This window comes from Streptomyces violens (genome assembly GCF_000717745.1).
Lineage (GTDB): Bacteria > Actinomycetota > Actinomycetes > Streptomycetales > Streptomycetaceae > Streptomyces > Streptomyces violens.
Map to the genome: position 1 here is coordinate 148,443 of NZ_JOBH01000012.1, position 25,540 is coordinate 173,982.

Genomic DNA, 25,540 nt, shown 5'->3' on the forward strand with positions numbered 1-25,540 from the left:
CCGATTTCCCCATGGGGCGTCGGGCCCGGGCGTCACCCCTCGCGCAGCTCCAGGGTGCAGCACTTGACGCTGCCGCCGGCCTTGAGGAGTTCGGTGAGGTCCACGCCGATCGGCTCGAACCCGCGCTCGCGCAGCCCCGAGATGAGCCCCGTGGCCGACTCCGGCAGCAGTACGTGGCGGCCGTCGGAGAACGCGTTGAGGCCGAACACCGCCGCGTCCTCGGCCGTCGCGAGGAGCGCATCGGGGAACAGCTCGCGCAGCACGGCCCGGCTGCCCGGTGTGAACGCCTCCGGGTAGTACATGATCTCGTCGTCGGAGAGCACGGCGAGCGCGGTGTCCAGGTGGTAGAAGCGCGGGTCGACCAGGGTCAGCCCGGTGACCGGCACGCCGAAGAACTCCTGGGCCTCGGCGTGCGAGCGGGGGTCGGTACGGAAGCCGGTACCGGCCAGCAGGCGGCGGCCGACCAGCAGATAGTCGCCCTCCCCCTCGTTGACGTGCTCGGGCCAGTACGTCTCGGTGAAGCCGTTCGCGCGCAGCCAGGAGAGGTACAGCGGGCCCTCGGCGGTGCGCTCCTCGTGCCGGAAGCGGGCGCCCAGCACCTTGCCGTCCACGACGGTGGCGCCGTTGGCCGCGAAGACCATGTCGGGCAGCCCGCCGGCCGGCTCGATGACCTCCACGGTGTGGCCCAACTCCCGGTACAGGGCGCGCAGTTGCTCCCACTGGGCGAGGGCGAGCCCGCCGTCGACGGGCTTCTCGGGCTCCATCCAGGGGTTGATCGAGTACGTGACGTCGAAGTGGCGGGGCGCGCACATCAGGAGGCGGCGGGGGGCGGCGGTGCGGAGCATGGTGTCTTTTCCTTTGTTCGGGGGGCGGGTTCGCAGTGTCGGCGTGCGGGGTGTGCGCCGGGTGAAGCGAGCACGACCACCGCGTGGCCGATCAGGACATTAGGGAGCGGGAAGGGCCCGGTCAGGCATCCTTCGTCAGCGGTGGTACGGCACTTTCGTCAGCGTCCGGGCGGGTTGCGCAGGCGGTAGCGTGGGTTCGCTGTACACATACGGAAACGGGGGAGACGATGATCCGAGTGCTGCTGGCGGACGACGAGGCGATGATCCGGGCCGGGATCCGGGCCATCCTCGGGACGGCCGAGGACATCGAGGTCGTCGCCGAGGCGTCCGACGGGCACGAGGCCGTGGCGCTCACCCACCGGCACCGCCCGGACGTGTGCCTGCTCGACATCCGGATGCCCCGGCTGGACGGCCTGCAGGCCGCCGCCGAACTGCGCCGCGTCGCGCCCGGGAGCGCGGTGGTGATGCTGACGACGTTCTCCGAGGACGAGTACATCGCGAGCGCGCTCGGCTCCGGTGCCGCCGGGTTCCTGCTGAAGTCCGGCAATCCGCGCGAACTGATCGCCGGCGTACAGGCGGTCGCCGAGGGCGGTGCCTACCTCTCCCCCGCCGTGGCCCGCCGGGTGATCGCCCGGCTCGACTCCGGGCAGCTCGGCAAGCAGGCCGGCGCGCGGGCCCGCATCGAGGGCCTGACCGGCCGCGAACGGGACGTGCTCGCGCTGGTCGGGGCGGGCCTGTCCAACGCCGAGATCGCCCGCCGGCTGCACGTGGTCGAGGGGACCGTGAAGGCGTACGTCAGCCAGATCCTCGCCCACCTGGACGTCAGGAACCGGGTGCAGGCGGCGATCCTGGCGTACGAGGCCGGGATCGTCCAGGAGGACTGAGACCACCGATGCCCCGCCTCCCCCGACTCCCTCACCTCTACGACCTTCTGCTGTGGTCCGCGGTGACCGCACCGCCGGCCGTGGCCCTCTTCGAATTCCCGCCCGGGCAGCCGCTGTTCGTCGCGCGCGCCGCCGTACCACTGCTCGCCGTGGCCGTACTGCTCTGCCGCCGCCGGCCGCTGACCGCGCTCGGCATACCGGTCGCGCTGGGCCTCGCGCAGAGCGTGGAGCTGCTCAGTCCGCTGTACTGGCCGGCGCTCGCGGCCTTCGCGTACCTGGCCGGGCGCCGCACGGCGGAGATCCGCCCGGCCCTGTGGTTCTTCGCGGCGGTCGCCGTCGCGGGGCTGCCGCTCTGCACGATCATCGGCCGCGACCTGTGGGGCTGGCCCCAGATGCTCCTGGTCCTGCTGCCGTGCGCGGCGCTGCCCTGGCTGCTGGGCCGCCTCCGGCGGCAGTACGCCGAGCTGGTCGGCAGCGGCTGGCGGCTGGCCGACCGGATGGAGCGCGAGCAGCAGGCCGTCGCCGACCGCGCCCGTATCCGCGAACGGGCCCGGATCGCGGGCGACATGCACGACTCGCTCGGGCACGAGCTGACGCTGCTCGCGGTCCGCGCGGGCGCTCTGGAGGTCGACCCGTCGCTGGACGCCCGCCATCAGGCGGCCGTCGGTGAGCTCCGGGCGGCGGCGGGCGCCGCCACCGAACGGCTGCGGGAGATCATCGGCGTGCTGCGCGCGGACGACGAGGAGGCGCCGGTGGTCCCCTCGGAGGAGACCGTCGAGGCGCTGGTCGATCGGGCGCGGCAGTCCGGCGTCGACATCCGTCTGGCGCGCACGGGCGCCGCGGGCGGCCTGCCGCCGATGGTCGGCCCCGCGGTGCACCGCGTGGTCCAGGAGGCTCTGACGAACGCGGCGAAGCATGCGCCGGGCGGCGCCGTGCGGGTCCGGATCGACCGCGCCGACGGCAGGTTGTCGGTCTCGGTGGTCAATGAGCCCGCCGCCGCGGGGGCGCCGCCGCCCGGGGTGGCTTCGGGCGGCGCCGGGCTGGTGGGCCTGGACGAGCGGGTCCGGCTGGCGGGCGGCACGCTCCGGACGGGGCCGACGCCGGAGGGCGGCTTCGAGGTCGCGGCGGAGCTGCCTACGGGGGCGGGTGCGGGGCCCGCGGAGCTGCCGGCCGGCGCGGGCGCGGCCGCGCGCGGCTCCGGTTCCGGGGCGCAGCCCAGTACGTCCGCGAGGGAGTTGGAGCGGGCCCGCCTTCAGGTGCGGCGGCGGCTCACGCAGACCGTCGTGGCGCCCCTGGCGGCCCTCGCCGGCATTTTGCTCCTCATGATCCCGGTCAGTCTGCTCAGCTCTTCCTTCTCGGTGCTGGACCGCGCCGCGTACGACCGGCTGCGGGTGGGCCAGGACGAGGAGGCGGTGGAGGACCGGCTGCCGGTCTTCACCAGGGACGGGCCGCCGGACGACGCGCCGCCCGCGCCGCGCGGCCAACGGTGCGCCTACTACAGCACGGGCGTGCTCGCTGCCGACGCGTACCGGCTCTGCTACGCGAACGGACGGCTGGCCGGCAAGTCCGTGGTGGGCGCGAAGGAGTGAACGGGGAACTCTCCGCCCTGCCGCGCCCGTGGTCCGATCTGCCGCGCCCGTGGTTCCGCTCTGCCGCGCCCTGCGCAGCTTCCGCATGACGGTTCAAGAGGGCCGGGGCTGTCCGAGCCATCTTTGAATGCGCATCCGTAAGTCGGATTCGACGGGGGCGGCGGACCTTGTGGCATGTCCCCTTGGCATTCCGGCTGGCCCGGTGCGGGGCGTGCCCGCACGCGCGTGCCCCGGCGCGAGGCCCGGTTCCGGGCGCCGGATGGCTCGGACTGCACGGTACGTGTCCGAGTCATAGTCGTGGCGCGCGTCCCGTGCGGGACCCTGTGAGAGTGCTGTTCCCGGGTGGATGCGCACGGTTGCGCGGCATAGCCCGAGGAGGCGCCAGAGCCGACCGCGCGTTCGTCACCCTGCCAGCCGGACGACCGTCCTCTTCCCTCTTCACGTCCGTAAGGATGATCATGGGTCGCGAGCAGTTCCTGGCCGACGTCTTCGTGGACCTGGCCGACGCCTCCTACGGGAAGGCGTTCGACACGGCCGGCTACTTGCAGAGGTTCACCACCCGGTGCGTACAGCTGCTGGACGTCTCCGCAGCGGCGGTGCTGTTCGCGCCGCCGGGCGAGGGGCTGCAGCCGGCCGCCGCGAGCGAGCCGGACCCGGCCTTCGCCGACCTGCTGGCCATCGCGGCGCTGGAGGGGCCCGCGCGGGAGGGCTACCGCACCATCTCCCCGGTCGTCTCGGTGGACCTGCTGTCCACCGCCCCGCGCTGGCCCGCCTTCACGGAGCAGGCCCTCGCCGCCGGGTACCGCTTCGCCAGCGCGGTCCCGCTGACCCACCGGCGACAGGCCGACGGCTGCCTGCTGTTGCTGCGTACGGGCTCCGCTCCGGTGCCCGAGCAGGACGTGCGGCTGGGGCAGGCGCTGGCCCATGTTGTGGCCGTCAGCCTCTGCCACCAGGAGGCCCTGATCACCTACCGCAGGGTCAACGACCAGCTCCGCGCCGCGCTGCAGAGCCGTATCGCCATCGAACAGGCCAAGGGCTTCCTCGCTCACCGCATGGGGGTCAGCGTCGATGAGGCGTTCGAGGCGATGCGCGGCCACGCCCGCCGCCGCGGCCGGCGCCTGCGGGAGGTGGCCCGGGAGGTCGTCGAGCAGGAGCTGATCCCCGACGCCTGACCGTTTGCCGGGGCTTTCCCCGGCCGGGCGGAATTCCCGGTATTCCCCCCTCCCACGTACGGCCCAATGGCGCGGCTGCTTTCCGCCGGTGCCGTATACCAGCCGTGTACCCATGGGAGCGGAAAGGGAGTGGCGTCGTGACGACGCAGACGGAGCACCCGGATCAGCCGATGGTCCGAGAGACCCCCCGTCGCACAAGAGGTGCCGTGGTGGTGACGTGGCTGACGACCACGGACCACAAGAAGATCGGCTCTCTCTACATGGTGACGGCCTTCATCTTCTTTCTGTTCGGGGGGCTGCTGGCGCTTTCCATGCGTGCCGAACTGGCGCGCCCGGGCCTGCAGATCCTCTCCAACGAACAGTTCAACCAGGCGTTCACCATGCACGGCACCATCATGATGCTGATGTTCGCCACGCCCCTCTTCGCCGGGTTCTCCAATGCCATCATGCCGTTGCAGATCGGCTCGCCGGATGTGGCGTTCCCGCGGCTGAACATGCTGTCGTACTGGCTTTTCCTCTTCGGTTCGCTGATCGCTGTGGGGTCGTTCCTGACGCCGAGCGGCGCGGCCGACTTCGGGTGGTTCGCCTATACGCCGCTGTCCGACGCCACCCGTACTCCGGGGGTCGGCGGGGACATGTGGGTGATGGGCCTGGCGCTCTCCGGATTCGGCACCATTCTCGGCGCCGTCAATTTCATCACCACGATCATCTGCATGCGGATGCCCGGCATGACGATGTTCCGGATGCCGATCTTCACCTGGAACGTGCTGCTGACCAGCGTGCTGGTCCTGATGGCCTTCCCCGTGCTGGCCGCCACCCTGCTGGCCCTCGCGGCGGACCGGAAGTTCGGGGCGCACATCTACGACCCGTCCAACGGCGGCGCGCTGCTGTATCAGCACCTGTTCTGGTTCTTCGGCCACCCCGAGGTCTACATCATCGCGCTGCCGTTCTTCGGCGTGGTCACCGAAATCATCCCGGTGTTCGCCCGCAAGCCCATCTTCGGTTACATCGGACTGGTCGCGGCGACCATCTCGATCACCGGCCTCTCGGTCACCGTGTGGGCGCACCACATGTTCGTCACCGGCGGCGTGCTGCTGCCGTTCTTCTCCTTCATGTCGTTCCTGATCGCGGTGCCCACCGGGGTGAAGTTCTTCAACTGGATCGGCACGATGTGGCGCGGCTCCCTGTCGTTCGAGACACCCATGCTCTGGGTCCTCGGCTTTCTCCTCACCTTCCTGTTCGGCGGCCTGACCGGCGTCATCCTCGCCTCTCCCCCGATGGACTTCCACGTGAGCGACAGCTATTTCGTGGTCGCGCACTTCCATTACGTCGTGTTCGGCACGGTCGTCTTCGCCATGTTCGGCGGATTCCATTACTGGTGGCCCAAGTTCACCGGCACCATGCTCGACGAGCGGCTGGGGAAGATTCACTTCTGGACGCTGTTCGTGGGCTTTCACACCACCTTCCTCGTCCAGCACTGGCTGGGTGCCGAAGGCATGCCCCGCCGCTACGCCGACTACCTCTCGGCGGACGGCTTCACCGCGCTGAACACGGTCTCCTCCATCGGCGCGTTCCTGCTGGGCGTCTCCACGCTGCCGTTCCTGTACAACGTGTGGCGCACCGCCAAGTACGCGCCGAAGATCACGGTCGACGACCCCTGGGGCTACGGCCGGTCCCTGGAGTGGGCGACGTCCTGCCCGCCTCCGCGGCACAACTTCGAGACGCTGCCCCGGGTCCGCTCCGAGTCCCCCGCCTTCGACCTGCACCACCCCGGCGTCGCCATGCTGGACCAGGCGGAGGCCACCGGGCGCAGGGACATGGTGGACGAGGACCCGGACACCTCGCTGCGCGGCGGTACGGAGGAGAAATGAACCCGCAGTACGGCCCGGAGGAACGCGCGGCCGACGCCGACCTCGGCCGGCTGGAGGGCTACTTGCTGTGCTGGACGGAGGCCGAGCGGGCCCGGACCGAGGCCGCGGCGTTCGCCGACCGGATGCCCTGGCTCACCACGGCACAGCGCGAAGAGGTCATCCGCCAGTACACGGACGACCGGCTCCTCCTCACCCGCCGCTACCTGGAACGGATCCGCCACCGCTGCGCGCAGCTCCAGGACGAGTACGCCACCCGCTACCGGGAGCTGCGCCACCGGGTCCTGTGCGCGGCGGTGGCGGCGGCCCTGTCCGCCTGCGCACTGGCCGGCTGCGCACTCGGCCTGCTGACCGCCGCGGGGCGGTAACCTCACCGGCGGGCGTCGCCCAGTTCGTCCTCGATCCAGGCGACGCCGAAGTCGACGACGTCCCCGGCGTCGAAAAGGTGGCTGCGCGCCGCGCCGACCGGGCCGCTGCGGCCGAGGCCCGCGGCGAGCATGTCCCGGACGATGGCCTCGAACGGCCACTGCCCCTCGGGCACGACGGCGGAGTAGTCGAAGGCCCCGTTCTCCGAGTCGATGTCGTGGAAACGCCGCCAGACCCGCTCCCCGCCGACGACGACCGGCTGCTCGTACGTCACGAACCGCTTGCCCGGCGCGTCGGCGAGCGCCTCGGCGTGGTGCAGGATCGTGAGGGAGTCCAGCGGGGCGCCCAGCAGGAGGACCCGGCCACCCCGGGTGACCAGCCGCGCCAGCGGGCTGCCGGGGCCGTGCGGGCCGTCCCACGGCTGGTCGGCCATCAGCTCCTCAGCGGCCGCGCCGAGCGCGGCGAAACTGGCGTCGGGGTGCCGGCTGCGGACGGCTCCCGCCATGCGGCGCAGGGCTTCGGGGAGGCGGCCGTTGGCATGGTCCGCCTCGCTCACGTCCGGGTCGTACGCGGGGTGTTCGGCGCGCAGCGCGTCCTGCCAGGCTCGCGGCCAGTCGGTGAAGTCGTAGGGCGGTGCGTCGTTCCAGCCGCAGGTGACCATCAACGTGCCCCGCTCACCCACGACATCGCGGAGCGCGCCGATGACCGTCTGCGGGCCGCCCGCCACATACCCGAGGGCGGACAGCGCGGTGTGGAACATGACGTGGTCACCGTCGGCGAGGCCGAGCGCGGTGAGGTCACGGGCGAGCCGGCCACGGGTCACGGGACCGCCGGAGCGCTCGAGCAGCGCGAGTTCGTCCATGGCGGCGACCGTACCCCTTTCCACGGGCCGGTCATACGATCTTCTCTTGCCACCGCATTGGCATATTGTCGCTGATTCGGGTGCACCTTGACGGGTGAATATTACGCGGCAGGGCGCAGGGGCAGCATTCTCGCGGTGCTCGTTCTCCGCGAAAGGAATGTCATATGCGCCGAGTCGGTTCTGTTTTCACCCTGGTCGCCGTCGCGCTCATCGCGAGCGTTTCCGCGACCGTTCCGGCAACCGCCGCTCCGAGTGACGGCGAGGTCAGCGTATTCGAAACCGAGTTCCAGCCGCTCACCACGTACGAGAATCCGGAGGGCTGTCACAAGCTGCCGCTCGGTGCGCATGTCCTCGTCAATCGCACCGACAAGCCCGTCCGGGTCTACGGCGACCCCTTCTGTCTCACCCCCTCACTGACCGTGCAGCCGGGATATGGCTCGCATGTCCCCCCGGGCACCGGAAGTTTCTCCGCCTGATCAGAGATGAGGAGCCGTTGCGAACGAGGGGGGAATTTCCATGACTGCCGATCTCGTGGTGATCGGGCTGGGGCACGTGGGGCTGCCGCTCGCGCAGGCCGCGTGCGCCGCGGGCCTGACCACCATCGGGTACGACGTCTCGACCGCGGTGGTGACCGGGCTCAACGAGGGGCGCTCGCACGTCGGTGGGGTGCCGGACGCGGAGGTCGCCGACATGCTGGCGACGGGGTTCCGCGCGACGGACGACGCGTCCGTGACCGGCCGGGCCGACACCGTCGTGATCTGCGTCCCCACGGGACTGGGCGCGGGCGGCGCGCCGGACCTCGGGGCGGTGCGTGCCGCGTCGCGCGCCGTGGCACGCGGCCTGCGCCCCGGCATGCTCGTCGTCCTGGAGTCCACGAGTTACCCGGGCACCACGGAGGACGTCGTCCGCCCCCTCCTGGAGGAGGGCAGCGGGCTGCGGGCCGGCACGGACTTCCACCTCGCGTACTCACCCGAGCGCATCGACCCCGGTAACCGGCAGTTCGGGATCGGCAACACCCCGAAGGTGGTGAGCGGCTGCACTCCCCTGTGCGCCAAGCACGCCGTCGCCTTCTACGGCCGGTTCGTCGAGACGCTGGTGGTGTCGCGCGGCACGCGCGAAGCCGAGATGGCCAAGCTGCTCGAGAACACCTACCGGTACGTCAATATCGCGCTCGTCGACGAGGTGGCGCTGTTCTGCGACCGCACGGGCATCGACGTGTGGGACGTGCTGCACTGCGCCGCGACGAAGCCCTTCGGGTTCGCTCCGTTCCAGCCGGGGGCCGGGGTGGGCGGCCACTGCATCCCGGTCGATCCCCGCTATCTCGCGGCGAAGGCCGACGCCGAGGGCTTCCACTTCCGGATGCTGTCCGCGGCCCATGAAGTGGTGTCACGGATGCCGGAGCATGTCGTCGGCCGGGCCGTCGGGCTCCTCGGCGACATGGGAAAGGCGCCCGGAGAAGCGTCGGTCGTCCTGCTCGGCGTGGCGTACAAGCCCGATGTGGCCGACGCCAGGGAATCGCCGGCGGCACCGGTGGCGAGCGGTCTGCGCGCTCAAGGCATCGCGGTCCGCTATCACGACCCGTATGTAGGGGAATTCGCCGCGGACGGCGCATTCCTGGAACGCGTGGAGTCCTTGCCGGACGCCCTGGCCGGTGCCGATCTGGCAATTCTCCTGCAGCACCACGCGTGTTACGACCTGACGACGCTGACCCGCGCGGACTGTGCCCTGCTGGACACCCGCGGAAGAGCCTCCGGGGCCCGGGTCACGCTCCTCTGAATTCCAGACTTGCGGGCCTTCGGAGAAGAAGGGTTCCGCGAGGCGGCGCCGACGTTCCGTCCGGCGTCGCTGACATCCCGCACATCCAACGAAAGGGAACCATCATGGCTACTGCCGTCGCGAACGATCGCCTGCTGAAGCGTTTCCAGAAGTGGGACTCGGACGGTAACGGAATCCTGGAATGGCAGGACTTCGAGCAGGAGGCCGGGAAGATCGCGCAGAACTTCGGCAAGCGCACCGACTCCCCGGAGGCGCAGGCGCTGCGGGAAGCCTTCCGCAGCCTCTTCGATCACCTCACGCAGGCGGCCGGGGCACCGTCGAACGGCCCGCTCACTCAGGACCAGTTCCTGAGTGTCACCGGGGACCTCATCTTCCAGGGAGGCGAGGCCGACTTCAACCGCGCGCTCGGCCCGGTGGTGAAGGGCATCATCGGTCTCTGCGACAAGAACGCCGACGGGCAGATCAACGCCGGTGAGTTCGAGGCGTGGCTCGGCGGCATCGGCGTGGACCGCTCGAAGGCCCAGGAGGCGTTCCGCAAGGTCGACACCGACGACGACGGCGAGCTGTCGCTCGACGAACTGCTCGCGGCGGTACGCAAGTACCACTTCGGCCAGCTGGACGTCGAGCTGCTCGGCTGATCGGTCACCGACCCGAAAGGCGCGGCCGGTGGTCCCCGTGGGGGCCACCGGCCGTCGCCGTGTGCGGAGGAAGCGGTCAGTGGCCGGTGGACGGTACCTGGGTGAAGGCGACGGGGAGTTCGGGGCACAGCTCCAGGTCGCTGCCGGTGACGAGCCTGCCGGTGCCGATCAGGATGTTGTAGTGGTTGGGGAAGTGGCAGGCGTCGAAGCCGACGACGGTGCCGATGCAGAGTCCGTCGATCCAGACGTCGTCCCCGCGGTCGATCACCCCCGCGCAGGCCAGCTCCACGAAGCCGAGGAAGCCGACCCGGTCGACGCGGGAACCCGGACGGGTGTCCGGCTGGTCGGTGGTGACCAGTTCATGGACCTCACCACGCCGCACGCAGCGGCTCGCGTGCGGTTCGAGCGTCATGCCGCGGTCCGTCCGGCGGTGCAGCAGGACCTTCACGAGGTCGCCGCGCACGGAGCGCTTCGCGCCGTCCTCGTGCGAGGCGCCGATGCGGCGGGGCGTCATCGCGCCGCTCCCTTCGCCGGGGCGAACACCCCGAGGCCAGTGAGCTCTTCGTGGAGGTGGGCCGGGAGGGGGACGCCTTCGCGCCGGCGTGTCTCCGCCCGTTCCGCCTCCCACCAGCCCGGGTAGCGCACGGGGCGGGTCTCGTCCACGGGCGGGCAGGCCAGCAGCGTGCTGAACAGGGACCGGGCGGCGCCGGGGAAGTCCCCGTCGAACCGCAGTTTCTCCGGTGCGATGGCGAGGGCGAAGAAGCCGATGTCGTCGTCGCGGCCGTGCGGCCGGCCGTCGCCCTGCAGCGCCTCCGGGGCCGGCCCGACGGCCGCGCCCGGCAGCAGGGCGGCGAGCAGCTCGACGACGAGACCGAGGCCGAAGCCCTTGTACGCGCCGGTGGCAGGGTCGCCGCCGAGCCAGCGCAGATGGGCCTCGCCGCGGTCGAAGGCGGCGGGGTCGGTCTGCGGGTTGCCCGCAGGGTCCGCCAGCCAGCCTTCCGGTACGGACTCGCCGCGCTGCGCCGCCGTACGGATCCGCCCCGTGGGGACGACCGTGGTGCTCATGTCGAGGACGAAGGGGCGGCCGTCCAGCGCGGGCGCGGCGACGCTCAGTGGGTTCGTGCCGAGCATGGCGAGCGTGCCGTCCGGTGGGCGGGCGATGCGCTGGCCGCCGCAGTTGCTCGCGAGCATGCCGATCATGCCCTGCTCGGCGGCGCGTGCGGTGTGGAACCCGGCGCAGCCGAAGTGGGTCGCGCGGCGGGCCGAGACCATGCCGATGCCGTACAGCCGGGCCCGCTCCACGGCGAGGTCCATCGCCTCGGCCGCTGCCCACAGGCCGAGCGCGCGGCACGAGTCGAGGACCACGCAGGCGCCGAGGTCGGTGACGGTCCGTGGCTCGGCGGCGGGGTCGGCCCGGCCGCCCTCCAGGAGCGGGAGGTAGAGACGCCCGAGGTTGAAGACGCCGTGCGAGTCGAGCCCGGTGAGGTCTCCGTAGCACAGCGCGTCGGCGGCGGTACGGGCGCGCCCGTGCGGCACGCCGTAGGAGGCGAACAGGGCGGCGACGGCGGCGCACAGGGCATCGTGCTCGACCAGTACCGGCGGCTGCGCTGCCCGGTCCTTGGCGGGGTGGGTCATACGGAACTCCATCATCCTCCAGAAAAGCGGTGCGCGTGCGCGCCGTTCATCGGACAAGCGAATGCTGCGTGCCGCCAGAAGGCGAGTCAAGAAATATGAATAGGACTTACCGCAAAGTGTGAATATGCCAGGGGGCACGTGTCGATTGCTGCGAACGGGGGATCACTCACCCTGCGGGAAACCGCCGAATGCGTACCAGGGGGTGGTCGAGGTCTCTCTCGACATGGAAGTGCATTGTCATACAGTCCCATTCTTCTCCCAGGCGGAGACCTTTGCGCGACTGTGGCCATTGATCGAAGACCGCGTGAACGAGGTGTTCGACAACGGGAAATTTTCACACGGCAGACAAGTGGCGGAGCTGGAAAGCGCGTTGGCCGCGTACACGGGAGCGCGCCATGTGATCGGGGTGAACAGCGGCACGGACGCACTGGTGCTGCTGCTGCGCGCCTGCGGCATCCGGCCCGGCGACGGCGTCCTGGTGCCGGCGTACTCCTTCGCGGCCACCGCCACGTCGGTGGCGCTCGCCGGGGGCCGGCCGCAGTTCGTCGACATCGACCCCGTCACGTACGCCATGGACCCCGCGGCGCTGGCCGCCGCCGTCTCCCCGACGAGCCGTTTCGTCATGCCCGCGCACCTCTTCCATCAGATGGCCGACATGGCGGGCCTGGCCAATGTGGCGGCCCGGCACGGCCTGGTGCTGCTGGAGGACAGCGCGGAGGCGATCGGCATGCGGCAGCGCGGTGTGCACGCCGGGCTGCACGGCGCGGGCGGGGTGCTGTCGTTCTTCCCCAGCAAGACGCTCGGCGCGCTCGGTGATGCCGGCGCGGTGCTCACCGACGATCCCGGGACGGCGGAGCTGGTCTCCGGCCTGCGGCACCACGGCCGGCTCGGCCGCACCGTCGACGACTTCCCCACGATCTCGACGCGGAGCGCGCTGCCCGGAGTGAACAGCAAGATGGACGACATCCAGGCGGCGGTGCTGCTGGCCAAACTGACCCGGCTGGACGCCGACATCGCGCGCCGCGGCGAGCTGGCCGCGGCCTACGGTGAACGGCTCAGGGAAATTCCCGGTGTCCTGCGGCTGCCCGAAGTGGTCGATCGCGGACCGGGCTCCGCGCCCGTCTTCTACGTTTATCTGATCGAAGTCGAGCGCCGGGACGAACTGGTCGCCCACCTCGCCCGGCACGGCATCGGGACCGAGGTCTATTACCCGACCCCGCTGCATCTGCAGCCCTGCTTCGCGGAAATCGGCCATTCTCCGGGGGACTTCCCGAATGCCGAGGCGGCGAGCGGCCGCGCGGTGGCGCTGCCTTTCCATCCGGACCTTTCCGAGCGGCAGCTCGACCGCGTCTGCGAGGTCATCGGCGCGTTCTACCGCGGGAGGCCGGAATGACCGTACCGCCACGTATTCCGTTCTTCCCGCCGGATCTGTTCGAGGGCGATCGCGAGGTACTGCTCGGTCTCCTCCGCGACATCGGTCTCGCGCCGGAACAGCGCTTCATTCTCGGGGAACACACCCGCAGGTTCGAGCAGTTGCTCAAGGAATCGCTCGGCGCCGCCGACGTGGTCGCGTGCAGCAGCGGGACCTCGGCGCTGGACCTGGTGCTCGCCGCGCTGGACGTGGGTCCGGGCGACGAGGTGGTGGTACCGGCCTTCGGCTGCGCCCCGCTCGCCTCCTCCGTCGTGCATCTGGGCGCCACGCCGGTGTTCGCCGATGTCCGGCCGCACACGATGGTCGCCGACCCCGCCGAGGTGGAGAAGCGGATCACCGAGCGCACCAAGGCGGTCATGCCGGCCCACATTTTCTCCGTCATGGCCGATATGCCGCAGTTCGCCGACCTCGCGCGGCGCCGCGGGGTCCGGCTCGTCGAGGACTCCGCGGTCGCGCAGGGCGCGGTGCTCGGCGGCACGCCCGCCGGGCTGTGGGGCGAGGCCGGGGTGTTCTCGTTCGTCCAGGTGAAGTCCTTCGGGATGCCCGGCGAGGGCGGCGTGGTCGTGACCCGGGACGCCGCCCTCGGGGAGCGGGTGCGGATGCTGCGCAACCACGGGCAGAACGGCCACAACCGGTTCCTGCATCACGTCATCGGGCGGAACAGCAGGTTCGACGAGATCCAGGCCGCCTTCCAGATCCACCGCTTCGGCGGGCTGGCGGCGCGGCTGGAGCGGCGCGCCGCCATCGCCGAGTACTACACCGAGCGGTTCGCGCCGCTGGCCGAGCGGGGCGTGGTCCCGCCGCCCGCGGGCCGGGACGGCCGCTGCTACTACGTCTACGCGGTGCTCGCGGAGCGGCGGCAGGAGCTGGAGCGGCAGCTTCGCGAGCGCGGCATCGAGTCCCACGCGTACTACCCGCTCCCGCTGCCGCTGCAGCCCGCGTTCGCCGTGTACGCCGCGCCCGGGGACCGGTGGCCGCACGCCGAGGAGGCGGGCAGGCAGGCGCTGGCGCTGCCCGTGTATCCGCATCTGACCGATGCGCAGGTCGAGTACATCGCCGATGCCGTGTGCGCGTGCGCGGCCGACTGAGCAGCGAACGACCGAGCAGCGAACAGGACCCATCACCAACTCAGAGGAAGGACAAGGCAGATGACGCATCAGGACCTTCCGGCCGGGCTGCCGCGGGCCGCCGCGGGGCGGGCGGAGCACCGGCTCCGCAGCTTCGCCCGGCTGGGCAAGCTCGACGTCTACGACTACTACCTCAGCATCCTGGTGGTGCTGGCCGCCGTGCTGCTGCCCGCCGCCCGGTTCGACCGGCCCACCGCCACGATGCTCGTGGTCTTCCTGCTCGGCCAGGTGTTCGTGATCATGGCGATGGTCGCGCTGGACGACGTGACCGGCTTCCGCGACGGCAGCGACACCCAGAACTACGGCCCGGACAACCCACTGCGCAACAAGCTGCGCAAGCCACTGGTGGCCGGCACCCTGACGGAACGCGAGGCGCTCGGCTTCGCCTGGGTGACGGCACTGATCGGCGCGCTCCTGTGGGCCGTCGCCGTGACCGTCGCGCCGCACCGTCCGACGTGGGCGCTGGTGCTGATCGCGGCCCTGTTCGTGGTGTCTCTCCAGTACTCCTACGGCCTGAAGATCAGCTATCACGGCTTCCAGGAGGCGTTCCTCGTCGCGCTGGGCGTGGTGCTGGTCGTCGCGCCGTACGGCCTCGCCGAGGGCCACTTCTCCGGATTCCTCCTCGTGCAGGGCGTGCTGTTCGGGTTCGGGCCGCTGATGTTCGGTGTGTACTCCAACACCAACGACGTCGAGGGCGACCGGGCCGTGGGGCGGCCGACCGTGGCGGCGCTGGTGTCGGAGCGCGGCAACACGGTGTTCATCGGCTGTCTGTCGGCCGCGGAGTTCCTGCTCGGCGCGGTCGCCTCGGCCACCGGCGCCGCCCCGTGGTGGTTCGTGCTGCTGATGCTGCCCGCGACGGCGCTGCGGACGAAGCAGTTCGTCACCGGCTTCGTGCGCGGCGACATCATGCGGGCCCGGAAGACCGGCTTCGCGGTGCACCGGCTGAGCGTGGCGCTGCTGGTGGCGGCGAACCTCCTCGTGGGATCGGGGGCCTTCGCATGAGCCCGGACCTGGACGTGGCCGTGATCGGCGCGGGAATCGCCGGGCTGACCACCGCACACGAACTGCAGCGCGCCGGGCTGAGCGTCCGGGTGTACGAGAAGCAGCGGCACGTCGGCGGCCGGATGCGCAGCTTCCGGCACGACGGTTACACCATCGACGAGGGCGCCGAGCAGCTCCCCCGGCACGGCTACCGCGCGACCTGGGAGCTGATCGAGCGGCTGGGCGTGCCGGAGGGCGATGTGCCGCGGATCGGCGGCCGGCTGGGCATGTGGCGCGGCGCGCGGGCCCGGCCTGGCGTGGCGGAGCCGTCGGCGCTGCTCACCGGCGCCGGGCTCGGCCCGCGCGCCCGCCTAGATCTGGCCCGCTTCCTGGCCCAACTCGGGCGGCAGCGCGCGGAGTTCGACGCCGACCACCCGGAGCGCACGCCGCTGGGCACGACGACCGTCAAGGAGCTGGCCGGGCGCTATCACTCCGATCTCCACGACTACCTCCTGCAGCCGGTCGCCGGCAGTTTCTTCGGCTGGGACACCGCGCGCTCCGCCGCGGCCCCGATGCTGAGCCTGCTGCTGGACGCGGGCGGGCCGGCGAGCTGGCACACGTACGCGAGCGGCATGGACCTGCTCGCCCGCCGGCTCGCCGCCGGGCTGGACGTCGTCACCGGCAGCGAGGTGCACGAAGTGGTCGCCGACCGGGATTCGGCGGGCCTGCGGATCGGCGGCGGCGTCGTCACGGCGCGCGCGGCGGTGCTCTGCGTACCGGCGCCCGTCGCGGCCCGGCTGCACGCCAACCCGTCGGCGGACGAGGCCGCGTACCTGTCCGCGTGCACGTTCACGCCGACGCTGAAGGTGAGCTGCCTGCTGGACCGGCCGCTCGGGCCGCGGGCCGGCGTCGAGCCGCTGTACCTCCTCCTCACGCCGGACGCGGAGGACAGCGTGCTGTCCGGCGTCATCGCGGACCACGTCAAGCACTCGGCGCGGGCCCCCGCAGGCAAGGGCCTGCTGACCCTCATCGCGCACCCCCGGACCATCCCCGAGCTGCTCGCCGCGCCGGAACGGGAGGTCGTCGAGCGGCTCACCAAGGCGGCCCGGCGCTATGTACCGGGCCTGGAGAAGGCCGGTATGCGCAACTTCGTGCATGCCTTCCCGCACGGGCTGCCGGAGGCCACCCCCACCGCGCTGCGCCGCCGCCCGTCCTTCATGGCCCGCGCCACGAGTCCCGTGGAGTACGCCGGCGACTGGGTGATGCTGCGGCCGTCCTCCGAGGGCGCCGTGCGCGCGGGCGCGCTCGCCGCCTCGCGCGTCCTCAGCCGGCTGCGCGGCCCCCGCCCCCACGACACCACCGACCGGGAGACGACACGTGAAACCGCATGACATGGGGACCCTGTTCGAGGAGTGCGCCGAGCGCGGCCACGGTACGGAGTTCCAGTTGGACCGGCCGTTCGACATCGCGCCGGAGGCCGGTACGGCACACTCCGTCGCCGGACTGGCCGCGCTCGTCCAGGACATGGCCGGCCGGCTGACCGCCGCCGGGGCCCGTCCCGGGGACCGGGTGGCGATCGTCAAGGACAACCACTGGGACTACGACCTGCTGGCCTGCGCCGCCGTGCGGATCGGCGCCGTCCCCGCACAGCTCTCCGGGCAGCTCTCCGGAGAGACGCTGCGGCTGCTGCTCGAACGCCTGGGCCCCGCCCTGCTCGTGACCACGTCGGGCCTGCTGGAGCGGGCCCGCGCCGAAGGCGCCGACCTGTTGCGAGCGGCGGACGCCTGCGTCCTGCTGGACGGCGCGTTACCGGGCACGCTCGCCTTCGAAGCGCTGCAGGGGAACCCCGCGCCCGGCCCCCGCCGCCGGCACGACGACGAGCCGCTGGTGATCAACCACACCTCGGGCACGACGGGCGTGCCCAAGCTGGTGGTGCACTCGACCCGCACGATCATCGGCAAGCTGGCCCGGTTCGAGACCGTGCGGTATCCGAAGATCGGCGTGCGGCGCGACGACACGCTGCTCAACGCCAGTTCGTACGCGCACGGCCGGACGTTCTGCTGGACCGCGAGCGTGCTGTGCCTGGCGCCCCGGCGGATCACGATCGTCACCGGCCAGGACCCGGACGCCGCCGACCCGCTGCTCCGCGCCCACCCGCCGACGATCGTCGAGGCGCTCCCCTCGTCGTACGTCCGCTTCCGGCCGCTGACCACCCGCCTGGACAATCCGTTCCGGCGCGTACGGCTGTACATCAGCACGTACGACGCGGTGCACCCGCCCGTCCTCCGCGCCTACTTGCAGGCCAGCGCGCACCGCGGCCCGCTGTGGATGCAGGGCTGGGGCCAGACCGAGACCGGCCCGCTGACCTTCCGCTTCCACACCCGCCGCTCCCTGTCGTCGGACGACGCCCGCAATCTGGGCCGGCCCATTCCGCTCAAGACCCGGCTGAAGGTGGTCGACCCCGAGACGCTCGCGCCGCTGCCGCGCGGCCGCGAGGGGCTCGTGCTGGCCAGGACAGCGGCGCGCGGCCTCGCGTACGTCGGCGAGGACGCCCGCTGGGCGGCGAAGCAGCACGGCGGCTGGTGGCACACCGGCGACCTCGGCATCCGGAGCCGCGGCGGCAGCGTCCGGCTGATCGACCGCGAGGTCGACCGCACCCCCCAACTGAGCTGTCTGCAAACGGAGGACGTCCTGGAGGAGCGGCTGCCGCAGGTCCTGGAGTGCGTCGTGCTCGGCAGTCCCGGCGAGGCGCCGCTGCCGGTCGTGGTCACCGCGGACGGCACGCTGGACCGGGACCGCTGGCAGGAGGCGGTGCGCGACCTCCCGACACTGCGCGAGCCGGCCGTCCTCACCTGGGACGACGTCCCCCGTACGGGCACGGGCAAGGTGCGCCGCACGGCACTGCGCCGCCGCCTCACCGGCCGTACGGACACCTCCGGCTCCGGCCGGTGGACCTGAAAGCTTCAGGTGAGGAAGGAGCAGTTCATGTATCGCAGAGAGGTGGGGAGCACACTGCACCGGAGCCTGGAAGACACGAACGACGCGTACAGCACCCCCGGTTACGTCTTCGACAACGACAGCACGCACAGCCGGGAGCAGCACCGCTGCCTGGCCGCCGCGTACGACCCCGTGACCCTCCCGCGGCTGGCCGCGACGGGGGTCGGGGACGGCTGGCGGTGCCTGGAGATCGGTTCGGGCGGCGGGAGCGTGGCGCGCTGGCTCGCCGCGCGCGTCGTGCCCACCGGTGAGGTGACCGCCACCGACGTCAAGCCGCACCACATCGCCGAGATGCCGGGGCTCTCCGTGGTCCGGCACGATGTGGTGACCGACCCGCTGCCCGAGGCGGCCTTCGACCTCATCGTGGCGCGCCTCGTCCTGCAGCACCTCCCGGAGCGGGGTGCCGTACTCGCCAAACTGGTGCGCGCCCTCAAGCCGGGCGGTCTGCTGCAGATCGACGAGTTCGACACGTCGTACGAGCCGCCCCTGCTCGCCCCGGACGCGCGCGCGGCCGGGCTGTACACGGCCTTCCTGCGGGCAAAGGCCGCCGCGATGCGGGCGGGCGGCGGCGACCCGCACTGGGGGCGGCGGGTGCCGGCCGCGATGCGGGCCGCGGGGCTCGTCGACATCGACCCGCAGCCGTTCATCGAGTCCCGGCACGCCGCCTCCGCAGGGCTGCGGCTCCAGCTCCATCACACCTACCACCTGCGGGACAAGCTGATCGCCGCGGGCATGACCGAACGGGACCTGGAGGAGGTACGGGCGTTGATGCGGGACCCGTCCTTCCGGGCGGCGTCCAGCATCCTGTACTCGACGCAGGGCCGCCGTCCGGCGGTCGGGGGCGGATCGTGACCGCCCCGCCCCAGCCGGTCGAGGCCGCGGTCGCGGGGCGCGTCGCGGCGCGCGCCCTGGACCTCGCGAACGCCCCCAAGTCCGGCCGGCCCCAGTACGCGATCGACTGGGCGGGGCCGGTCGGCCTGCCGCTGCCCGACGAGCGCGCCGTGCAGGCGGCCTGCGGGATCATGCATGTACACGGCCGCGCGGCCGGCCGCCCCGCGCCGCTCGCCGTCGACTACGCGTCGGCGGTGGCCGGAGTACTGGCCGCGCAGGGCGCCCTCGCCGTCCTCATCGGCCGGTCCCGGGGCCTGGCGCTGCACGGGGTCCGCACCTCGGTCGCCCAGGCCGCGCTGCTCTCCGTCACGCAGTACCTCGCCGCCGCGACCGCCGCCGACGACCCGCCGGAGCCGCTCGCCCCCGGCGAGTGCGTCTGGCTCACGGCCGACGGGGTGCACATCGAGTTCGAGACCCTCGATCCCCTTCGGTGGCAGGACTTCTGGCGGCGGCTCGGCGCGCCGCCCGCCGACGCCGGGCGCGGCTGGCGCCCCTTCCAGCAGCGGTTCGGCACCGCCTGCTGCCCGCTGCCGGCGTCCCTGCACGAGGCGGTGGCCCGCGCCCCTTTCCGGGCCGTGCGGCACGCGGCCGGCGAGGCGGGCGTCAGCGTACTGGCCGTCCGCGAGGACCCGTTCCCGCCGATCGGCATCCGGCCGTGGACCCTGACCCCGTTCCCCGAGCGGACCGCCGAGCGGCCTGCTCCCGCGACGGAAGCGCCGCTCGGCGGCCTGCGGGTCGTCGAGTCGACCCGGCGGGTGCAGGGGCCGCTCGCCGGGCACGTCCTGCGGATGCTCGGCGCCGACGTCATGCGCATCGAGCCGCCGGGCGGCGACCCGATGCGCGGCATTCCGCCGATCGCGGGCACCTGCTCGGCCCGGTTCAGCGCGCTCAACGCGGACAAGACCGTGGCTGAGATCGACCTCACCACCGAGGCGGGCCGGCGCGAGGTCCACGAACTGGTCTCCGGGGCCGATGTGTTCCTGCACAACTGGGCGCCGGGCAAGGCCGCGCAGCTCCGCCTGGACGCCGACGACCTGCGCAGGACCCGCCCGGGCCTGGTGTACGCCGGAGCCTCGGGCTGGGGCGACGCGCTCGGGCCGACGCCGCCGGTCGGCACCGACTTCCTGGTGCAGGCCCGCAGCGGACTTGCCGCCGCGCTCCGCCCCGCGGACGAGCTCCCCGTGCCCTCCCTGATGACGCTCACCGACATCCTCGGCGGTCTGGTGTCGGCACAGGGCGTACTGGCGGCGCTGCTCACCCGCATCCGTACCGGTCACGGCGGGCGCGTCGACTCCTCCCTGCTCTCCGCGGCCGCGGTGATCCCGCGCCGCCGCCGGCGGGTCGAGTGGACCCCGCTGGACCGTCCCTTACGGACCGCGGACGGCTATCTCGCGCTGGGCCCGGAGGCCCGCGTCCGGCCGGAGCGGGTCGCGCGGATCACCGGGCCCGGCGCCGCGTCGGACCTCGCCGCGTCCCTCCTCCGCTTCCGCCTCCGCCCGACGGGCTTCTGGACGCCCCGGCTGCGGGAGGCGGGCCTGACCGCGACGCCGGTCTGCACCGACCTGCGCGACCTGGCCCGCGCCCCGGCCTTCCGCGGGGCGCTCGCGACGGCGGAGCACACGTATCCGCTCGCCCCCTGGGAGTTCTCATGACGACGGAGTCAGCAGTTGCCACGCCGAGGACCGTCTGGACCTCGCGCGACGGGGTCGCGCTCCGCGATCTCGTACCGTCGCGGGACCGCCGCGCCTGGGCCGCCCGGGGTGATTACCCGGACCGCGACCTGTACTCCCTCTTCGCCGAGCACGCCCGCCGGCACCCGGCCCGGGAGGCGGTCATCGACGCGGCGGGCGCGGTGGACTACGCCACCCTCGCCGCCCGGGTGCGGCACATCGCCGCCGCCTTCGCCGCCGCCGGCCTCGGCGCACGGGACGTCATCGCGCTCCGGCTGCCCAACGGCCGCGAGGCGGTGGCGGCGGAGCTGGCGGTGGCGGCGCTCGGCGCGGTGTCGCTCCCGTACTCGCCCGGCCGCGGCACCCGTGACACCCTCAGCCTGCTGGCCCGCTCCCGCGCCCGCGGCGCCGTCTTCTCCTCCCCCGACGACATCGCCCTGCGCTCTCAACTGCCTTACTTACGTGCCGTGTTCGGCCCCGACGACCTGCCCGGCGCCCGCCCGCTCGATGCCCCCGCGCCCGCCTTCCCGGACCCGCCGCCGCCACCCGACCCCGACTCCCCCGCCCGTATCCTCGTCTCCTCCGGTTCCGAGGCCGAGCCGAAGATGGTCGCCTACTCGCACAACGCGATGGCCGGCGGCCGGGCCGCGTACATCCGGGCCCTGCACACCGACGACACGCCGCCGCGCCACCTCGTCCTCGTCCCGCTCGCCTCCTCCTTCGGCTCCTGCGGCACGCCCGTCACGGTCGCGGCGCTCGGCGGCACCCTCCTCGTCCAGGACTCCTTCGACCCGGCGGCGGCCCTGCGCATGATCAGCGAGTACCGCCCCACGCTTGTCTTCGGCGTACCGACCATGCTGCGCCGCCTCGCCGACCACCCACCGGTCCCGGGCGAGGACCTCACCGGCCTGCGGGCCGTCGTCTCCAGCGGCGCGGCCCTTCCCGAATCCACGGCCGCCGCCTGCAGGCGGCGGTTCGCGCGCCCGGTCATCGCCGTGTACGGCTCCTCCGACGGCGTGAACTGCCACACCGCGGCGACCGGCCTCACCCCGGAGACCGGCACCGGCCGCCCCGACCCCGCCGTGGCCGCCATTCGCATCACCGACGGCGACGGCGCTGAGCTCCCCCCGGGGCAGCCGGGCGAGATCTGCGCGCGCGGCCCGATGACCCCGCTCTGCTACGTCGCGAGCCCGGAGCTGGACGCCCGCTACCGCACCGCCGGCGGCTGGGTGCGCACGGGCGACCGGGGGCTGCTGGACACGCCCGGCAGACTGCACGTCCTCGGCCGGCTCCGCCAGATCGTCGTACGCGGCGGATACAACATCAGCCCCGCCGAGGTGGAGCGGGAGCTGGGTGCCCATCCCGCCGTCGCCGAGGCCGTCTGTGTCGCCGTGCCGGACCCGGAGCTGGGCGAGCGGCTGTGCGCGTGCGTCCGCGAGCTCCCCGGTACGGTCCCGTCGCTGACCCTGCCGGACCTCACCGCCTTCCTGGAACGGGAGCGCGGCCTGGAGCGCCGCAAGCTGCCCGAACTCCTCCTCCGGCTGCCGGAAATGCCGCTGGGCCCGACGGGCAAGATCTGCCGCCGGACACTGACGGCGATGGCCTCGGCGGCGCCGCGGCGCGCCTGAGAGACTTCACCGGGGCCGCTGGGTAGGGATACCGTTCGGCGGCCTTCGGCTTGCCGTGCGCTGCCTGCGGTCTCGCGGGCGGGCAAGATGGCCTGATGAGGGAGTTGGCAGTGTGGTCGCGGACGCGTCGTTGGATTCCGGCGGCGGTGATCGTTCTCGCGGTACTGGTGGACCTGCTGACGCCCGCGCCGGTGTCGTCGGCGCCGCTGCTGGCCGTGGCGCCGGTGGCGGCGGTCTCCCTGCTCCGGCCGGCGGGCATCGTCGCCGTCGGCCTCGCCGCGATGCTGGCGCACGCGGGCCTGGCGTACGCCGCCGGTTCCTTCGGCTGGCAGGCCGGCGTCGCCAACCAGGTCACCCTGATGGCGGTCACCGTCCTGGCCGTGGGCCTGGACCGGTCCCTGCGCTCGCAGCACGCCAGCGCCAGCCGGGCGCGGTACGCCGCCGAGGTGGCCCAGCGGGCCGTGCTGCCCCGGCCGCCCAGCAGGCTGGGTGAGCTGCGGATCGCCGCCCGGTACGTCCCGGCCGAGGACATGGCCCTGATCGGCGGCGACCTCTTCGTCGTGCAGGACACCCCGTTCGGCGTCCGCGCGATGGTCGGCGACGTGCGCGGCAAGGGGCTGTCCGCCGTCGCGGCCGTCAGCGTCGACATCGGCGCCTTCCGCCACGCCGCCGACCACTCCCCCGACCTGCCCGACCTGGTAGAGGTCATGGAGGAGGCGCTGCTGCGCGAAGGGCGGCGCCGGGAGGGCCCGGACGAGACCGAGGGATTCACCACCGCCCTGATCGTCCAGTTCAGCGACGACCTGGAGCAGGTGCAGCTCGTCAACCGCGGGCATCCGGCGCCGCTCCTGCTGCACGCGGACGGCCGGGCGCGCGTGCTGGAGCCGGCGGAGGAAGCGCCGCCGCTGGGCATCACCAGCCTGGGGAGCTGGGCGTCACCGGTGGAGACGTACGCCTTTCCGCCTGGGGCGATGCTGCTGTGCTTCACGGACGGCGTGACCGAGGCCCGCGACCGCGCCGGTGCCTTCTACGACCCGGCCGACCGGGTCCCCGGCATGCTCCGCGACTATCTGCGGCAGACCGGCCATCCCGCGGAGCCGTCGACCGTCCTGGACTTCCTGGCCCGCGACGTCAGCCGGCACAGCGCCAGCGCGCCCCAGGACGACCAGGCCCTTCTCGCCCTGCACCGCCCCCTCCCCCACCAGGACCTGCTCACCCACCGGTGACCGGGCCCCCGCGGGGAAGGGGACGTGCCGGGCGTCAGCGCACGTCGACGCAGTCGCCGGTGGAGGTCACGGCGGGGGTGGTGGAGGTACCGGCGAAGCTGTACCGCCAGCAGGTGTCCGTGCTCGCGGTACGGGTGGTCTTCACCTGGCCCGCGGTCGAGCCGCTGCCCGAGGTGTACGTCTTCAGCGTGGCGTAGCTGCCACCGCTCGCGGGACGCGACTGGAGCTTCACCGACTGCTGGGTGTAGCCGGCGTACTTGAAGGTGTCCCAGTTGGCGCGGGTCAGCGTGCCGGTGATGGTGATGGTCCGGCCCTTGAGGACCGGCTCGGGCGAGGCGTTCACGGTGAGCTTGGAGTAACGCTTCATCGCGAAGGACTTGACGTTGTCCTGCTGGACATAGTCAGCGTCCGTGCCCTGCGCGAGCGCCCACACCTTCCAGGTGCCGGCGGCGGCGTTGGTCAGGTCGAGCTGCGGGTCGATCGTGAACGTCTGCGTGCACTTGGCGGTGGTGGCCGAGGTCGCCGTGCAGCCGGCGTTCTCCTCGTTCCCGGTGACGCCGGTGTCCATCTCGTCGAAGGTGGCGCCGCCGTGCCACAGGATGGCGGTGGCCCAGTCGATGCCGGAGTCGTCGGTCGCGGTGAAGCTGACCGTCACCGTCTTGGTGTTGGTGGTGCCCAGGACCACGTCCTTGCCACCGTTGACGACGACATCGGAGATCGCGGTGTCGCCGTACCCGTCGTCGGCGACGGCGCGCAGCCCGAACGGCTCGGCCTTCTGCTTCGCCGTGGCGGCCTGCTGTACGGAGCTCTCCTGCGCGGTGCGGGCGGCCGCGGCGGAGTCGTCCGTCCGCCCGGCGTCGGCCTGCGCGACCGGAATCGCGAGAGCCGTCAGGGCCAGAGCGCCGCTCACGGCGGCGGCAGTGGCGCGTCTACGCATGTGTTCCCCAGGTGGAGAAGGGGCCCGGAACTGGCTGCTCACAGGCCCAAGGTTCGAAGGAGTCGGTTGACTCGACGGGGAAGATCAACGGGAGCCGCGGAAGGTTGTACGGCTGGCTGAGAAATTTCGAACAGTAGGTGAACACGCGTCGGCGACGGCCAGGCGAATGGGCCCCATTCCCCTGCCGTATGAGCGCTGACGCGGCTCTCCCCGCTGTGTTGAATCGGTTGCGGCACATCCGTGGTGACCAAAACGAGGGGACAGCTGTGGACGAAGACCAGCCGCCGGGGCCCGGCGGACGGACCGTGGTCGTGACCGGGGGCACCAGCGGCATCGGCGCCGCGATCGCCGCGCGGTTCGCGGCCGCCGGGGACGACGTGACCGTGGCGGGGCTCGACGCGGACGGCGCGGCCGGCCGGCTGCCCGGAGGCGTACGCGCGGTACAGCTCGATGTGACGGACGATGCCGCGCTGCAGGACTTTCTCGGGGGCTTCGACACCCTGGACGTACTGGTCAACGCCGCGGGCGTCATCGCGCGGCAACGCGAGTACGACCTCGATGTCTTCACCCGCGTGGTCGGCGTCAACCTCACCGGCACGATGCGTTGTTGTGTGGCCGCGCGCGAGGCCCTCGCACGTTCGGGCGGCTGCATCGTCAACGTCGCCTCCATGCTGAGCTACTTCGGTGGCCCCAAGGTGCCGGCCTACAGCTCCAGCAAGGGCGGGGTCGTACAGCTCACCAAGTCGCTCGCGGTGGCCTGGGCGGAGCACGGCATCCGCGTCAACGCCGTCGCGCCCGGCTGGATCCGTACCGGGCTGACCAGCGAACTGCACGAGAGTACCGAGGCCAGCAGGCGCATCGTCGAGCGCACGCCCATGGGGCGTTGGGGCGCCCCCGAGGAAGTGGCGGGTGCCGTCGCCTTTCTGGCGGGCCCCGACGCGGGCTTCATCACGGGCGCCGTACTGGCCGTCGACGGCGGCTATCTCGCCGCCTGAAATATCTCGCCGCCTGAAAGA

Annotated in this window: 23 protein-coding genes; 18 read left to right on the forward strand and 5 right to left on the reverse strand. The window is 72.4% G+C overall.

Annotation, left to right across the window (positions count from 1 at the left end; translation table 11 throughout):
- Nucleotides 1–32 precede the first annotated feature (32 nt).
- Nucleotides 33–845 (reverse strand): dimethylargininase, encoded by an 813-nt coding sequence (ddaH, locus tag IF04_RS0123930; protein WP_030261543.1) that lies wholly within the window; start codon nucleotides 843–845, stop codon nucleotides 33–35.
- A gap of 227 nt (nucleotides 846–1,072) precedes the next feature.
- Here ddaH and IF04_RS0123935 point away from each other — a divergent pair, with 227 nt between their 5' ends.
- The 5 genes from IF04_RS0123935 to IF04_RS0123955 all read left to right on the forward strand — a co-directional run bounded on the left by IF04_RS0123935 (nucleotide 1,073) and on the right by IF04_RS0123955 (nucleotide 6,726).
- Nucleotides 1,073–1,729: a response regulator gene (locus IF04_RS0123935; protein ID WP_030261545.1), complete on the forward strand. Its 657-nt coding sequence runs from the start codon at nucleotides 1,073–1,075 to the stop codon at nucleotides 1,727–1,729.
- Nucleotides 1,730–1,737: 8 nt separating this feature from the next.
- Nucleotides 1,738–3,318 (forward strand): sensor histidine kinase, encoded by a 1,581-nt coding sequence (locus IF04_RS0123940; RefSeq protein ID WP_030261547.1) that lies wholly within the window; start codon nucleotides 1,738–1,740, stop codon nucleotides 3,316–3,318.
- A 458-nt stretch (nucleotides 3,319–3,776) separates the two neighbouring features.
- Nucleotides 3,777–4,490: a GAF and ANTAR domain-containing protein gene (locus IF04_RS0123945; protein ID WP_030261550.1), complete on the forward strand. Its 714-nt coding sequence runs from the start codon at nucleotides 3,777–3,779 to the stop codon at nucleotides 4,488–4,490.
- Between the two features lie 170 nt (nucleotides 4,491–4,660).
- Complete coding sequence (gene ctaD / locus IF04_RS0123950; RefSeq protein ID WP_106975659.1) at nucleotides 4,661–6,361, forward strand: aa3-type cytochrome oxidase subunit I; 1,701 nt, start codon at nucleotides 4,661–4,663, stop codon at nucleotides 6,359–6,361.
- Complete coding sequence (locus IF04_RS0123955) at nucleotides 6,358–6,726, forward strand: hypothetical protein (RefSeq protein ID WP_030261555.1); 369 nt, start codon at nucleotides 6,358–6,360, stop codon at nucleotides 6,724–6,726. Before ctaD ends, IF04_RS0123955 begins: the two co-directional genes overlap by 4 nt.
- Before the next feature lie 2 nt (nucleotides 6,727–6,728).
- Here IF04_RS0123955 and aac(3) read toward each other — a convergent pair whose 3' ends face one another.
- Entirely contained in the window at nucleotides 6,729–7,586 is an 858-nt protein-coding gene (gene aac(3), locus IF04_RS0123960; RefSeq protein WP_030261557.1) for an aminoglycoside 3-N-acetyltransferase, read from the reverse strand.
- A 164-nt stretch (nucleotides 7,587–7,750) separates the two neighbouring features.
- On the opposite strand from aac(3), the gene IF04_RS0123965 reads away from it, so the two are divergent.
- The 3 genes from IF04_RS0123965 (at nucleotide 7,751) to IF04_RS0123975 (ending at nucleotide 10,000) form a co-directional block, all read left to right on the forward strand.
- Complete coding sequence (locus IF04_RS0123965; RefSeq protein WP_030261560.1) at nucleotides 7,751–8,062, forward strand: hypothetical protein; 312 nt, start codon at nucleotides 7,751–7,753, stop codon at nucleotides 8,060–8,062.
- Between the two features lie 40 nt (nucleotides 8,063–8,102).
- Nucleotides 8,103–9,362, forward strand: a complete 1,260-nt coding sequence (locus IF04_RS0123970; RefSeq protein WP_030261562.1) for a nucleotide sugar dehydrogenase — start codon at nucleotides 8,103–8,105, stop codon at nucleotides 9,360–9,362.
- A 104-nt stretch (nucleotides 9,363–9,466) separates the two neighbouring features.
- Nucleotides 9,467–10,000, forward strand: coding sequence for an EF-hand domain-containing protein (locus tag IF04_RS0123975; protein ID WP_030261564.1), 534 nt, complete (start codon nucleotides 9,467–9,469; stop codon nucleotides 9,998–10,000).
- A gap of 76 nt (nucleotides 10,001–10,076) precedes the next feature.
- Here IF04_RS0123975 and IF04_RS0123980 read toward each other — a convergent pair whose 3' ends face one another.
- Both IF04_RS0123980 and IF04_RS0123985 read right to left on the reverse strand, forming a co-directional pair.
- Entirely contained in the window at nucleotides 10,077–10,514 is a 438-nt protein-coding gene (locus tag IF04_RS0123980; protein ID WP_030261567.1) for a DUF6917 domain-containing protein, read from the reverse strand.
- Complete coding sequence (locus tag IF04_RS0123985; RefSeq protein WP_030261569.1) at nucleotides 10,511–11,635, reverse strand: Ldh family oxidoreductase; 1,125 nt, start codon at nucleotides 11,633–11,635, stop codon at nucleotides 10,511–10,513. The genes IF04_RS0123980 and IF04_RS0123985 overlap by 4 nt, the downstream gene beginning before the upstream one ends.
- Nucleotides 11,636–11,858: 223 nt before the next feature.
- Here IF04_RS0123985 and IF04_RS0123990 point away from each other — a divergent pair, with 223 nt between their 5' ends.
- The 9 genes from IF04_RS0123990 (at nucleotide 11,859) to IF04_RS0124030 (ending at nucleotide 23,587) form a co-directional block, all read left to right on the forward strand.
- Nucleotides 11,859–13,028 (forward strand): DegT/DnrJ/EryC1/StrS family aminotransferase, encoded by a 1,170-nt coding sequence (locus IF04_RS0123990; RefSeq protein WP_030261572.1) that lies wholly within the window; start codon nucleotides 11,859–11,861, stop codon nucleotides 13,026–13,028.
- On the forward strand, nucleotides 13,025–14,155 hold the full coding sequence (locus IF04_RS0123995) for a DegT/DnrJ/EryC1/StrS family aminotransferase (RefSeq protein WP_030261574.1): 1,131 nt from the start codon (nucleotides 13,025–13,027) through the stop codon (nucleotides 14,153–14,155). Before IF04_RS0123990 ends, IF04_RS0123995 begins: the two co-directional genes overlap by 4 nt.
- A gap of 60 nt (nucleotides 14,156–14,215) precedes the next feature.
- On the forward strand, nucleotides 14,216–15,196 hold the full coding sequence (locus tag IF04_RS0124000) for a UbiA family prenyltransferase (protein ID WP_051831507.1): 981 nt from the start codon (nucleotides 14,216–14,218) through the stop codon (nucleotides 15,194–15,196).
- Nucleotides 15,193–16,566 (forward strand): protoporphyrinogen/coproporphyrinogen oxidase, encoded by a 1,374-nt coding sequence (locus IF04_RS0124005; RefSeq protein ID WP_030261579.1) that lies wholly within the window; start codon nucleotides 15,193–15,195, stop codon nucleotides 16,564–16,566. Before IF04_RS0124000 ends, IF04_RS0124005 begins: the two co-directional genes overlap by 4 nt.
- A gap of 1 nt (nucleotide 16,567) precedes the next feature.
- Nucleotides 16,568–18,133 (forward strand): class I adenylate-forming enzyme family protein, encoded by a 1,566-nt coding sequence (locus IF04_RS0124010; protein WP_030261581.1) that lies wholly within the window; start codon nucleotides 16,568–16,570, stop codon nucleotides 18,131–18,133.
- A gap of 27 nt (nucleotides 18,134–18,160) precedes the next feature.
- Nucleotides 18,161–19,024, forward strand: coding sequence for a methyltransferase domain-containing protein (locus IF04_RS0124015; protein WP_078600700.1), 864 nt, complete (start codon nucleotides 18,161–18,163; stop codon nucleotides 19,022–19,024).
- Nucleotides 19,021–20,715 (forward strand): CoA transferase, encoded by a 1,695-nt coding sequence (locus IF04_RS36000; RefSeq protein WP_037960469.1) that lies wholly within the window; start codon nucleotides 19,021–19,023, stop codon nucleotides 20,713–20,715. The genes IF04_RS0124015 and IF04_RS36000 overlap by 4 nt, the downstream gene beginning before the upstream one ends.
- A complete protein-coding gene (locus tag IF04_RS0124025; RefSeq protein ID WP_051831509.1) occupies nucleotides 20,712–22,361 on the forward strand; it encodes a class I adenylate-forming enzyme family protein in 1,650 nt (549 codons plus the stop codon). The genes IF04_RS36000 and IF04_RS0124025 overlap by 4 nt, the downstream gene beginning before the upstream one ends.
- Before the next feature lie 95 nt (nucleotides 22,362–22,456).
- The gene (locus IF04_RS0124030) at nucleotides 22,457–23,587 is read left to right on the forward strand and encodes a PP2C family protein-serine/threonine phosphatase (RefSeq protein WP_030261592.1); all 1,131 of its coding nucleotides are present in this window, start codon (nucleotides 22,457–22,459) and stop codon (nucleotides 23,585–23,587) included.
- Nucleotides 23,588–23,621: 34 nt separating this feature from the next.
- Here IF04_RS0124030 and IF04_RS0124035 read toward each other — a convergent pair whose 3' ends face one another.
- Nucleotides 23,622–24,497 (reverse strand): DUF5707 domain-containing protein, encoded by an 876-nt coding sequence (locus IF04_RS0124035; RefSeq protein ID WP_342668215.1) that lies wholly within the window; start codon nucleotides 24,495–24,497, stop codon nucleotides 23,622–23,624.
- A 293-nt stretch (nucleotides 24,498–24,790) separates the two neighbouring features.
- On the opposite strand from IF04_RS0124035, the gene IF04_RS0124040 reads away from it, so the two are divergent.
- On the forward strand, nucleotides 24,791–25,519 hold the full coding sequence (locus IF04_RS0124040) for an SDR family NAD(P)-dependent oxidoreductase (protein ID WP_030261596.1): 729 nt from the start codon (nucleotides 24,791–24,793) through the stop codon (nucleotides 25,517–25,519).
- The last annotated feature ends 21 nt before the right edge of the window (nucleotides 25,520–25,540 follow it).

Excerpts from the sequence above, each read along its gene's own strand:
- ddaH (WP_030261543.1), bottom strand. The coding sequence starts at position 845 with ATGCTCCGCACCGCCGCCCCCCGCCGCCTCCTGATGTGCGCGCCCCGC.
- IF04_RS0123935 (WP_030261545.1), top strand. The coding sequence starts at position 1,073 with ATGATCCGAGTGCTGCTGGCGGACGACGAGGCGATGATCCGGGCCGGG.
- IF04_RS0123940 (WP_030261547.1), top strand. The coding sequence starts at position 1,738 with ATGCCCCGCCTCCCCCGACTCCCTCACCTCTACGACCTTCTGCTGTGG.
- IF04_RS0123945 (WP_030261550.1), top strand. The coding sequence starts at position 3,777 with ATGGGTCGCGAGCAGTTCCTGGCCGACGTCTTCGTGGACCTGGCCGAC.
- ctaD (WP_106975659.1), top strand. The coding sequence starts at position 4,661 with ATGGTCCGAGAGACCCCCCGTCGCACAAGAGGTGCCGTGGTGGTGACG.
- IF04_RS0123955 (WP_030261555.1), top strand. The coding sequence starts at position 6,358 with ATGAACCCGCAGTACGGCCCGGAGGAACGCGCGGCCGACGCCGACCTC.
- IF04_RS0123965 (WP_030261560.1), top strand. The coding sequence starts at position 7,751 with ATGCGCCGAGTCGGTTCTGTTTTCACCCTGGTCGCCGTCGCGCTCATC.
- IF04_RS0123970 (WP_030261562.1), top strand. The coding sequence starts at position 8,103 with ATGACTGCCGATCTCGTGGTGATCGGGCTGGGGCACGTGGGGCTGCCG.
- IF04_RS0123975 (WP_030261564.1), top strand. The coding sequence starts at position 9,467 with ATGGCTACTGCCGTCGCGAACGATCGCCTGCTGAAGCGTTTCCAGAAG.
- IF04_RS0123980 (WP_030261567.1), bottom strand. The coding sequence starts at position 10,514 with ATGACGCCCCGCCGCATCGGCGCCTCGCACGAGGACGGCGCGAAGCGC.
- IF04_RS0123985 (WP_030261569.1), bottom strand. The coding sequence starts at position 11,635 with ATGACCCACCCCGCCAAGGACCGGGCAGCGCAGCCGCCGGTACTGGTC.
- IF04_RS0123990 (WP_030261572.1), top strand. The coding sequence starts at position 11,859 with ATGGAAGTGCATTGTCATACAGTCCCATTCTTCTCCCAGGCGGAGACC.
- IF04_RS0123995 (WP_030261574.1), top strand. The coding sequence starts at position 13,025 with ATGACCGTACCGCCACGTATTCCGTTCTTCCCGCCGGATCTGTTCGAG.
- IF04_RS0124000 (WP_051831507.1), top strand. The coding sequence starts at position 14,216 with ATGACGCATCAGGACCTTCCGGCCGGGCTGCCGCGGGCCGCCGCGGGG.
- IF04_RS0124005 (WP_030261579.1), top strand. The coding sequence starts at position 15,193 with ATGAGCCCGGACCTGGACGTGGCCGTGATCGGCGCGGGAATCGCCGGG.
- IF04_RS0124010 (WP_030261581.1), top strand. The coding sequence starts at position 16,568 with ATGGGGACCCTGTTCGAGGAGTGCGCCGAGCGCGGCCACGGTACGGAG.
- IF04_RS0124015 (WP_078600700.1), top strand. The coding sequence starts at position 18,161 with ATGTATCGCAGAGAGGTGGGGAGCACACTGCACCGGAGCCTGGAAGAC.
- IF04_RS0124025 (WP_051831509.1), top strand. The coding sequence starts at position 20,712 with ATGACGACGGAGTCAGCAGTTGCCACGCCGAGGACCGTCTGGACCTCG.
- IF04_RS0124030 (WP_030261592.1), top strand. The coding sequence starts at position 22,457 with ATGAGGGAGTTGGCAGTGTGGTCGCGGACGCGTCGTTGGATTCCGGCG.